The organism is Protofrankia sp. Cj3 (genome assembly GCF_917627355.1).
In the GTDB taxonomy this organism is placed as follows: domain Bacteria; phylum Actinomycetota; class Actinomycetes; order Frankiales; family Frankiaceae; genus Protofrankia.
Map to the genome: position 1 here is coordinate 1 of NZ_CAKJTR010000160.1, position 10,787 is coordinate 10,787.

9 protein-coding genes are annotated in these 10,787 nt (G+C 69.5%); 6 read left to right on the forward strand and 3 right to left on the reverse strand.

Features of this window, described 5'->3' with window-relative positions; translation table 11 throughout:
• The coding region (locus MJ783_RS18215) for a hypothetical protein (protein ID WP_239311881.1) at positions 1–181 on the reverse strand (181 nt) is incomplete at its 3' end.
• 49 nt (positions 182–230) lie between these two features.
• On the opposite strand from MJ783_RS18215, the gene MJ783_RS18220 reads away from it, so the two are divergent.
• The 6 genes from MJ783_RS18220 (at position 231) to MJ783_RS18245 (ending at position 6,405) form a co-directional block, all read left to right on the forward strand.
• Positions 231–1,148 carry a radical SAM/SPASM domain-containing protein gene (locus MJ783_RS18220; RefSeq protein ID WP_239311883.1) on the forward strand — a complete coding sequence of 306 codons (918 nt, stop codon included), beginning with the start codon at positions 231–233 and terminating at the stop codon, positions 1,146–1,148.
• A complete protein-coding gene (locus tag MJ783_RS18225) occupies positions 1,145–2,014 on the forward strand; it encodes a hypothetical protein (protein WP_239311885.1) in 870 nt (289 codons plus the stop codon). Before MJ783_RS18220 ends, MJ783_RS18225 begins: the two co-directional genes overlap by 4 nt.
• 280 nt (positions 2,015–2,294) lie before the next feature.
• Positions 2,295–2,672 carry a hypothetical protein gene (locus MJ783_RS18230; protein ID WP_239311888.1) on the forward strand — a complete coding sequence of 126 codons (378 nt, stop codon included), beginning with the start codon at positions 2,295–2,297 and terminating at the stop codon, positions 2,670–2,672.
• A 161-nt stretch (positions 2,673–2,833) separates the two neighbouring features.
• On the forward strand, positions 2,834–3,670 hold the full coding sequence (locus tag MJ783_RS18235; protein WP_239311890.1) for a hypothetical protein: 837 nt from the start codon (positions 2,834–2,836) through the stop codon (positions 3,668–3,670).
• A gap of 6 nt (positions 3,671–3,676) precedes the next feature.
• Positions 3,677–5,647 carry a fumarate reductase/succinate dehydrogenase flavoprotein subunit gene (locus MJ783_RS18240; protein WP_239311892.1) on the forward strand — a complete coding sequence of 657 codons (1,971 nt, stop codon included), beginning with the start codon at positions 3,677–3,679 and terminating at the stop codon, positions 5,645–5,647.
• Entirely contained in the window at positions 5,647–6,405 is a 759-nt protein-coding gene (locus tag MJ783_RS18245; RefSeq protein WP_239311894.1) for a succinate dehydrogenase/fumarate reductase iron-sulfur subunit, read from the forward strand. Before MJ783_RS18240 ends, MJ783_RS18245 begins: the two co-directional genes overlap by 1 nt.
• A 273-nt stretch (positions 6,406–6,678) precedes the next feature.
• On the opposite strand, the gene MJ783_RS18250 is transcribed toward MJ783_RS18245, so the two are convergent.
• Entirely contained in the window at positions 6,679–8,988 is a 2,310-nt protein-coding gene (locus MJ783_RS18250) for an ATP-binding protein (RefSeq protein WP_239311896.1), read from the reverse strand.
• A gap of 222 nt (positions 8,989–9,210) precedes the next feature.
• Positions 9,211–10,787, reverse strand: a 1,577-nt coding sequence (locus MJ783_RS18255; protein WP_239311898.1) for a DUF2334 domain-containing protein, incomplete at its 5' end; no start/stop codon positions are given.

Sequence of the window (10,787 nt, forward strand, 5' to 3'; positions counted from 1 at the left end):
GCGACGCCGCGTCCCTATTGCCGGTCGCTCTTAGCCCGCCTGGCTGGCGCCGGCCGGCTACAGTGGTGCCTGGCGAATTCACCGTTGCCATCGCCCGGTCCGCCGGTGAGAGATGATCATCTGCGGGCCGGGCGGGCAGCGTCTGCTGGGCCTGACCACCCCCGAGCGGCGGCTGCGCCACGACGTGATCCACGTCGGCGAGTATCAGAACACGGCGTAGGGAGATCATCATGACCGTGACGCTGCCCGGGCCTGTCCACCCGGTGATCCAGGCCGAGCCGCCCCGGCTGATCTGGCTGGAGATCACCGGACGCTGCCAGTTAGCCTGCTCTCACTGCTACGCCGGCTCCTCACCACACGGCAGCCAGGGCACGATGACGCTTCCCGACTGGGAAGCGGTCATCACCGAGGCAGCCGCCGTCGGCGTCGAGCAGGTCTGCCTCATCGGCGGCGAACCGACCCTCCGTCCTGACTTCCCGGCGCTCGTCGCGGCGGCGCTCGACGCTAACCTCGCGGTCGAGGTCTTCACCAACCTGTACGCCCTTCCCGCCGTGGTCTGGGACGCGCTCGTCCGCCCGGGTGTGTCGGTCGCGACTTCGTACTACGCCGACGACGCGGCCCGGCATGACAAGGTCACCGGGCGTGCCGGCAGCCATGCCCGCACCCGGGCCCAGCTGCGGCGCCTCGTCGCGGCAGAGGTGCCGGTCCGCGCCGGCATCATCGCCACCGCCGGCGAGGAACAGGCTCTCGCCGCGTTCGACGACCTGACCGCCCTCGGCGTCGTCGCCAGCATCGACCAGGTCCGGCCATTCGGCCGCGCCGCCGACCACGACGATGAGGCGGGCACCTGCGGGCACTGCGGGCACGGCACGGCCGCGGTTGGCCCGGACGGCACCGTGACTCCATGCGTCTTCACCCGCCGCGCCGCCGCCGGTAACGTCCGTGACGGGCTGGCCGCGGTTCTCGCTGGCGCGCCCTTCCGGTCCCAGGTCGCCCGGCTCGACGCCGCGCGCACGGTGACCGCCGCCTCCGGCTGTGGCCCGGACATCTGCGGTCCCAAGGCGAGCACCGCCTGCAGCCCCACCCAGTCCCAATGCAAGCCGAAGACCCCGGACTGCGAACCGCGTCCAACAGACGGAACCGCGTGATCCGCTGGCTGCCGGTCAGCATCGACGGTGCGGCGTGGCTCACTGAGATCTACCGCGAGGGCGCACGACAACTCGGGATACGGCCTCTCGGCTCCGGACGGGCCAGCGGTTCCGACGCCGTCATCGCGGGGCCCGCCACACACGACGGCGCCACCGCGTGGCTGCGGGTCGCCGCGTTCATCGAGTCCGACATGGACCGCGAGGTCTGGACCGGCACCCACGATGCCGCCAGCCTGTCCGGCGTCGCCAAGCCGACACTGCTCGCTGAGACCGAATGGACCCATCCCGACCCGGTCCCGGTGTCCGTGCGCGCTGAGCTGCTCACGTTCGCGGCCGACTCGACGGTCGTGCCGGCGGACGCCTACAGCGCCGGGCAGTACCTGTCCGGCGAGCCCGACCTCCCGGACGCCTGGTGGGCCGACCTGCGTGCCTCGGTCGACGCGCTCGCGGACACCCCCACCGAGCGGAAGCTGTGGGCCTACTCCCCCGAACAGCTCGCCCATCTGATCCATGCCAGAGTCGGTGAGCTGCCCGCTGACGTTGCCCCCGGCCCGGCGGCCACCGAGCATCTGGACCTGCACTGGGGCAACATCACCGCGCCGCGTTTTTCGATCATTGACTGGGAGCACTGGGGCCGCAGCGTTTCAGGCATCGGCGTCGCGAACCTGTACATCACCGCGCTGCGGCACGCGCCCCGGACCGCCAGCCGCCTTCGTGCGGCCTTCCCTGAGCTGGACGCCCCGACCGGCCGGTACGCCCGGGTCGTCGCCTGTCTGTTCACGCTCGCCGGACTGTCCTGGTCCCCTGACGAGATGGACGTCGCTGGCGCCGTGCGGGCCCATCTGGACGACCTGATCAGCCGGTAGCCCGGCCGCCCAGGCGCTCGCCGTCACTACGGCGTGTTCCGGAAGCCAGCTGTCCGGCTCAATGACCCGCGCGAGCGGGTCTCTGACGCATCTGGACACGGCCTTCCGGCGCTCCGGCGCGGTCGAAGGTCTGCGTCTCCGGCCAACCTTCCGCCCGTCGATCATACTGTTGCGTGAACGTAATGTGTCATTGATGTGACCGGCTCGGCAGTGGAGATGGGTACCGATACCTGTCTGGAATGTCGCCGGCCGGCAGCCGGAACCACGGAGGTGGCGAATCGTGCAGTCGACAAGCCTACGGGACGAGCTTCTCGCCGTGATCAGAGCAGTACAGGAAGCGCAACGTCATGTGCACCATGTGCGCTGCCACGCGCCCAGTTCAAGAATGGCGGGCCGGCTCGAGGCGGATGTCCGTCGCGTCCTGGAAGACCTTGACGATCTTGAAGCTGAGACCATGACCCGCAGCGGCGCGAACGGTCTGGACCCGGCCGGCACGGCCGACGGCCCAGCGTGCTCAACCCGCTACGAACCCGTGTTCGTACCGGCCCGCCAGGGCGAACCGGAGTTCCAGCCCGAATGCGACGACGAGGGGGTCGCCGGCGGGTGGCAGCGGCATCGCGCCGTGTCGCCGCGCCGCCGACGCCGCGTCCGGGTGTGAGCATGAGACGACGGGCCGCGCGATAACTCGCGGCCTGTCGTCGGTCCCTCCAACCGACCAGAACACGCCAAGGAGAGCAACAGCCAGCGAGAACACGCCGGGGGCCCAGCGCCGCGAACGCACCTGACCGCGCCTGCGGCCCCAGGAAACCGAGGAGCACCATGCCGACGCAGACGGATGCCCGTCCTCCCGACAATCGGGGCCCCGCCAGAGCCGCCGCTCCCAGCGGCGGCGCGGCCCGAGCGAGGATCATCCAGCCCAGCCTGAGACGGGACCGGTGGTGGGTGGCCCCGGTCGTCACGGTGGCCGTGCTCGCCGGCTTTGTCGCCTACGGGACGTGGGCGGCGTTCCGCAACGGCAACTACTACGCGGATCCGTACCTGTCGCCGTTCTACTCGCCGTGCCTGACCGACTCCTGCCCGGCCGACGCGCTCGGCTCCGGGCTGCTCGGCGACATCCCCTGGATCTCACCCGCCATCCTGATTCTGCTCTTCCCGCTCGGCTTCCGGCTCACCTGCTACTACTACCGGAAGGCGTATTACCGCTCGTTCTGGTGGGCGCCGCCGGCCTGCGCGGTCCCCGACGCCCGGCGCAGGTACAGCGGTGAGGCCCGGTTCCCGTTGCTGCTACAGAACGTGCACCGCTATTTCCTCTACTTCGGTGGGCTCTTCGTGTGTCTGCTCACCTACGAGGCTGTCCAGGCGTTCAGCTTCGACGGCGGTTTCGGCATTGGCGTCGGTAGCGGCATTCTTGCGGCCAATGTGGTGCTTCTCGGCCTGTACACGTTTTCCTGCCATTCCTTCCGGCACCTGTGTGGAGGTGGGCTGCGGACCCTGTCCGCGCATCCGGCCCGCCAGCGGCTGTGGCGGGGGATTTCGGCGCTCAACCGGCGTCATCTGGTGTGGGCCTGGGCGAGCCTTCTATGGATCATGGCAACCGACTTCTACATCTGGCTGGTCGCGAGCGGTCACCTCCACGACTATCACTGGGTGGCGTGAGCGACCATGACCGCACCATCCATATCGTCATCGTCATCGTCATCGTCGTCGTCCGTATCGGAGACGCACGCGTACGACGTCGTGGTCATCGGCGCGGGCGGAGCGGGCCTGCGCGCGGCGCTGGAAGCGCACGAGCAGGGCGCCCGCGTCGCGGTCGTCTGCAAGAGCCTGCTCGGCAAGGCGCACACCGTCATGGCTGAGGGCGGTATCGCGGCCGCGATGGGCAACGTGTGGCCCGAGGACGACTGGCAGGCGCACTTCCGCGACACGATGCGTGGCGGGAAGATGCTCAACCAGTGGCGGATGGCCCAGCTCCACGCGCAGGAGGCGCCGGAACGGGTCTGGGAGCTGGAGGAGTGGGGCGCGGTCTTCGACCGGACGCCCGACGGGCGGATCCTCCAGCGTGACTTCGGCGGCCACCGCTTCGCGCGGCTCGCGCATGTCGGGGACCGCACCGGCCTGGAACTGATCCGTACCCTGCAAAACCGGCTGATCAGCAAACGTGTCGACGTGTTCATGGAGTGCACGGTGCTGCGCCTGCTGACGACGCGGCGCCAACAGGCCGTACCACCGCGGGCGACGCCGTCACAGACCGCGCTTTCACCGGACACGCCGCAGCGTGGCGAACCAGCGGTCACCGGCGCGTTGGCGTACTGGCGCGAGTCCGGGACCTTCGTGCGTTTCGACGCGCCCGCGATAGTGCTTGCCACCGGCGGGATCGGCAAGTCCTATCAGGTGACGTCGAACTCCTGGGAGTACACCGGCGACGGCCACGCGCTCGCGCTGTGGGCGGGGGCCACGCTGATGGACATGGAATTCGTCCAGTTCCATCCCACCGGCATGGTCTGGCCACCGTCGGTGAAGGGGATCCTCGTCACCGAGGGCGTCCGGGGCGACGGCGGCGTGCTGCTCAACGCCGAAGGCCGTCGCTTCATGTTCGACTACATCCCCCCGGTCTTCGCCGCCGAGACGGCCGACACCGAGCAGGAGGCCGACCGCTGGTACACCGACAAGGTGACCGCCCGCCGGCCGCCCGAGCTGCTTCCCCGCGACGAGGTGGCGCGAGCCATCAACGCCGAGATCAAGGCGGGGCGGGGCTCGCCGCACGGCGGGGTCTACCTTGACATCGCCTCCCGCCGTGACCCGGCGTACATCCGCCGCCGGCTGCCGTCCATGTACCACCAGTTCACCGAGCTGGCCGACGTCGACATCACCCGGGAGGCGATGGAGGTCGGCCCGACCTGTCACTACGTCATGGGCGGCATCAAGGTCGACCCGGCCACCGCGGCGGCGACGGTACCCGGGCTGTTCGCCGCGGGCGAGTGCGCGGCCGGCATGCACGGCTCGAACCGCCTCGGCGGTAACTCCCTGTCCGACCTGCTTGTCTTCGGACGCCGGGCAGGGCTGTACGCCGCGCGATACGCACAGGCGGTGCCGGCGGGCGTCCGGGGCGTGGCTACCGACGCGGAGGTCCATGCGATCGTCGAACAGGTTCTCGCGCCGTTCTCCACCACCAACGCACACACCAACGGACACACCGGCGCAACCGCGGCGGAGAACCCCTACCAGCTACAGATCGACCTTCAGGAGGTGATGCAGAGCCTGGTCGGGATCATCCGGACCGAAACCGAGCTCGCCCAGGCACTGGCAGAGATCGAGGCGTTGCGGGCCCGTGCCCGCCGGGTCGCGGTCACCGGTCACCGCCAGTACAATCCCGGCTGGCATCTTGCCATCGATCTGCGATCGCTGCTCACCGTCGCCGAGTGCATCGCCACCTGCGCGATGGCCCGCAAGGAGAGCCGTGGCGGGCACACCCGCGACGACTTCCCCCGGCCCGATCCGGCGTTCGCGACCGTCAACCACGTCCTGCGGCTGCGTGCCGACAGGCTTGAGCTCACCGCCGAGCCGCTGCCGCCGCTGCCGGCGGAGCTGGCTCACCTGTTCGACCAGCCCGCGGCGGCCGGGAAGGATGCGTGATGACCGGGTACGACCTGAGACTCCAGGTGTGGCGAGGCGATGCGAGCGGCGGTGATCTGCACGACTACACGGTCGCCGTCGAGGAGGGCATGGTCGTCCTCGACGCGCTGCACCGGCTCCAGCGGACCCAGCTCCCGGATCTGGCCGTCCGGTGGAACTGCAAGGCCGGCAAGTGCGGGTCGTGCGGCGCCGAGGTGAACGGCCGTCCCCGGCTGATGTGCATGACCCGGCTGAACCTATTCGCCCCGGCGGACACCATCACCGTGACGCCGCTGCGGACCTTCCCGGTGATCCGGGACCTTGTCACCGACGTCTCGTACAACTACGAGAAGGCCGCGCAGGTGCCGGCATTCGCGCCCGGCCCGCCCGCCGGCGCCGACGGGCACCACCGGATGCGGCCGGAGGACGCCGGCCGCGTCCAGGAGTTCCGCCGGTGCATCGAGTGCTTCCTGTGCCAGACAGTCTGCCACGTCATCCGTGACCATGAAGAGAACAAGCCGGTCTTCGCCGGCCCGCGGCTGATGGTCCGGTACGCCGAGCTGGAGATGCATCCACTCGACACCGAGGACCGGCGGGAGCTGCTGCGCAAGGAGGCCGGTATCGGCTACTGCAACATCACGAAATGCTGTACGGAGGTGTGCCCGGAGAACATCGCGATCACCGACAACGCCATCATCGCGCTCAAGGAACGGGTCGTCGACGCTTCTTACGACCCGCTGGTGTGGCTCGGCACCCGCATCTTCCGGCGCAGGCGCTAAGAGCGTGTGTGAGATCGTCATTCCGGCTCGCCGCGTCCAGGCGTCCCCTGGCCGCGTTGTCGTCGGTCGCCACCCAACACCTCCGGTGCCTGCCTCCGCCGCCTCGCGACGCACGCACCCCAGCCCCGTTCCCTGATCCACACCCCTACTGCCGGGCGCTCTAAGGCGTGTTTCACAAGCCATCTGTCCGGCTCCCTGATCGAAGGACGGCTGCTGAAACACGCCGTAGACCCACGGGGTCGATCCCGCTCGCCTGCCCGTGTGGGACAGCGCTCACCGGGATGTCTGGACGGCGCGGTCCAGCCCCCAGCGGATCTCCACGCAGACCTTGCCCTCCTCACTCTCCTCGACGACGTCGATCCACTGGTGTGTCATGGGTGTGCCCGCGGGAAGGCCCGGGGCCGGATCGCCGAGGGCGGGTGCGGGTGCGGGAAATGCCAGGAACAGAAAGCCGTCCCGCGCGCCGGCGGTGAGGGTGATGAGGACCCGGCCATCGCCGATCCGGGCGAGGATCGCGGTGGCGGTACCCGCGATCTCCCGCCCCACCGCCGCGGGAATGGCCTCCACCTCTCCCGCGATCTGAAGCTCCACCCTGGCGCCTCGCAGCTCTGCCGAACGCGCGGCACTCTCAAGAACGGTGACCAGCGCCGACGGTGACAGCTGGCGGGTCAGTGTGCGCCGCAGCGCCGCCGCGCACCGCGCGCAGCGCTCACGGACCACGTCATCCTGGGGGTCCAGCCTGCCCGCACCGAGATCGGCGAGAAGGGGCAACGGACCGTCGGCCAGGTGAAGCAGGCGCAGCCGCCGGTCATGACGCACAGCGACCGCAGCTGCCCGATCCGCAATCAGTTCCGCCTCCGCGCGCGCGGTCCGTGCCGTCACCCCGGCCATGGCGTGGCGGGCCCGCCAGAACATCGACAAGGCCGTCTGGAGCGCGACCTGTGCGTAAAGGAACTCGCCGAACCTCATCAGCACGGTGACGTCACCCGCCGACCGCCAACTGATCACAGCCGTCGCTGTCCCGGCCATCAGCGTCACCGGCGCCAGCCACTGGCCGGCTGGTCGGCCGAACACGAAAAGGACCGTCGCCCCGACGTCCGCGAACATCACCGGCCGGAGTCCCACCAGATCTCCGTCCCGCACCGACAGGCCGAGGACGATCTGGGTACCGATCACGACCACGACCAGCCGCGCGACCACGACCGGGCGGAGCCGGCCACCGAGCGCCAGCACGACGTAGCGGGCCAGCAGCGCCAGGGAAATTCCCCAAGCCCCCAGGACGAGCAGCGGATGGCGGTATGCGGCGAGGCGTCCGAGCAGCAGCAGGCCACAACCGATCTGCCACAGACATGCTCCCATGCCCACCGCCCGCGTCGCGTTCCAGGCGTAGGAGCACTCCAGCGCGACCGCGTCGGCCGCCAGGGCCGGCTCCGGCGCCAGGCGCGGGGACCAGTGCAGCGTGACCGTCGTGCCACGGCCGGATATGGAGCGAACGTCAGCCGAACCGCCCACGTCGGCCATCCGCCCGATGATCGAATATCGGATGCCCAACCGCTCGGAATCATGGTCCAGCGGCTCGAAACCCACTCCTTCATCACGAACGGTTATCACTACGTCCCCCGTATTCGCCTGGATGTCCACCCAGGCCCGGGATGTGTTCGCGTGGCGGCGGACGTTGGACAGCGCCTCCCGGACCGTGGCCGCCAACGCGGCACGGACATCCCCGGGGACATCCAGCTGACCGGTTGTCGAGATCTCGACGTCCAGCCCAGCGCGGCGCGCCTCCTCGACAACCTGGTCCAGCCGCGCGGCGGGGCTGGCGGCCTCGTCGCCCCCGTCATAACCAGTGCCCAGGAGATCCACGCAAACGGTCGCGGCATGGCGGCAACGTGTCCTGACCATCTGCGCCGAGGAGGCGGACACGCCCCAGGCGAGCCCGGTGAGGGTGTTCAACACGATGTCGTGCAGGATGCGTTCGGACTCCCTGAGTTTTCGCTGCCGCGCCGTCGCCAGCGCATGTACGCTCTGCCGGGCCGCGGCGCGCGCGAAACTCCGGTCGGCCATGATCGCGCCGTGCCGCGCCACGCTTGACACCACCGTGAACAGCAGCGACAGGAAGGCCATCGCGGCAACCATCACGGCGGCCGTGCTGGCTTGCATCCCCGATGCCAGGCATGACGTCATGAGCAGACCGGCGAGAGTGGCCGTGGCCGGCAGCCAGATCACGGCCGGGGCACACCAGGCGACCACGACCGATGCCCCGACCAGGCGCGGCAGCACCCAGCTCAGCCCTTCCCGCAGCACATCGGGGGGCAGCGCCCACGGCACGGTCGCCGCGAGCAGCATTGCCACCGCCAGTTCGCCGGCGGCAATCCCCCGACGCAGCCCGGCCCGCAGGCAGCTGGCGGCGAACACGATCCCCCAGCCGGCGACCACCGCCGGCACTATCAGATGAGCCGGCGTGCAGTACCACCTGTGCCCGACGACGACAGCGACCAGTTCGAAGAGGATCCCGAAGATTCGCAGAACCGCGAAAACACGCGCGGCGGCCGCCTCGAGCGCGTTGAGCGCCAGATCATTCACAGTCCGGTAATTTCACCATCTGGAGGCTGACCATGTATAGGACCCACGCCTCCGCCCGCGCCGCGCGGGACCCTGCCAGATCCGGCTCGCCACGCCTAGGCGGCCCCTGGCCGCGTTCTCGGCCGCACCGGTACCACCCATCCGGTATCGGTGCGGCCCGCGGCCGTGCCAGGAGCCACCCGGGCGCGGCTGTCTGATCGAACGACCTGTTGCCGGTCGCTCCTACACGCCCCCTGCCGCGACGAAGGTGTAGCCGAGGTTCTTGATCCCCGAGACGGTGTCACGCAGGTACGACGTCCCGAGGTAGGGATGGTAGAAGAAACTTGCGAACCCGTCCCGGACCACGAGGTTCCGCCTGGCCGAGTCGATCAGATCGGCTGGCAGCCGAGCCGGGTGGTTGTTGAACGGCTCCGGCTCGATGTTCCCGATGTTCTCCGGAATGACGTAGGTGCCGTACACGTCCGTGACGGGGTAGGGGAAGAACTGCCCGCTGAAGGTACTACTGTCAATCGTTCCCCCGGCAAGCTGGTTCCGGAAGTACAGCGCGCGTTCGTACCGTTTGGGGAATCTGGCGACCACGGCCCGGTAGTCGGCTGCCGATCCCGCGTAGTGCGGGAACTCGAACGTCGTCGGCACGGGCAGGCCCGCGGCGGTGAAAGCGGTGGCCGCGCTGTCGATGCGACCGGCCGCCCAGGCCTGGCTGTCCTCGGGCACCGGGCCGTCGTAGACAACATTGTTCAGGGCGTCGATGTGGGCCCGGAAGAACTCGAAGTCGTCGGCGCTGACGCCCGAGTACGGATTCGCCACGTTCGAGTACTGATGGGTGTACCCGTGCATCAGCAGTGTCCCGCCCTTGCTCACCATGTACGTGAGCGCGCTGACCACGGCCGGCTCGTTCGCCAGGGTGATGTCGACCGGAGTGCCGTTGTTGTAGACGCCGTTGGGGTCCCGATAACGGGGGTAGACCGCCACGGAGAAGGGCACCTTGACCGACGACAGGTAGTCGGCTGTCGAGCGCAGTTCGGCCGGATCCGCGTCCGGGCCGACGTCCTCGATCCGGACAAGGGCACGGTGCCGGGTCTGCGTGGCCGGAGCGAGCGCGTCGAAGAGAACGTCCGACAGAGCCAGATAGCGGTCGGTCATATCCGCATAGGAATAGGGGATCTCACCGATATAGGTGAGGTTGTTCGATCGCAGCGCCCAGGGGAATGTCGTCCCGTCGGCCCGGACAGCCTGGGCGAGCACCGTCGCCTTGGTGGTGTCCACGGTGGCGTAGTTCATGATTCCGCTGCCGTTGCCGGCGTACCGGGTCAGACTCGTGTTCTTGTAACGGACCGCCGCGACGGAGGAAAGGTCGAACTGGGACCAGTTCCAGCCATAGGTGGCGGTGAAAGTCGGCGACTGCGCGGTGAGCTGCCAGATGTTGTCGTACATCCACACCACTGGCCGGGTGCCGGCCAGCACGTCGGTGAGGAACGCGGTAGGCACCTGCTCGTCGTAGGTGGAGCCGATGTAGACGACGGCGGCGTAGCCCGCCATCTCACCAGCCGTATAGGCGGCCACCGGATGCGCCCGCCAGGTGCCGAAGTGGGAGACGAGGTTCGCCGTCTGGATGGCGTACTGCTCGCCGAGCCAGCCCCACTGGCCCGTGGTGTCGTACAGGACGAGCGTTCCGGCGGGGGCTGTCGCCACGGTGGTGATGGCGGCGGCGCGGATCCGCGCCGCCGCGCCAGGGGCGGGGCTCGCCGGCTGGGTGGTCGGCGCCGCACCGGCGCCCGGCGGCGGGACCGGCCGGGGCC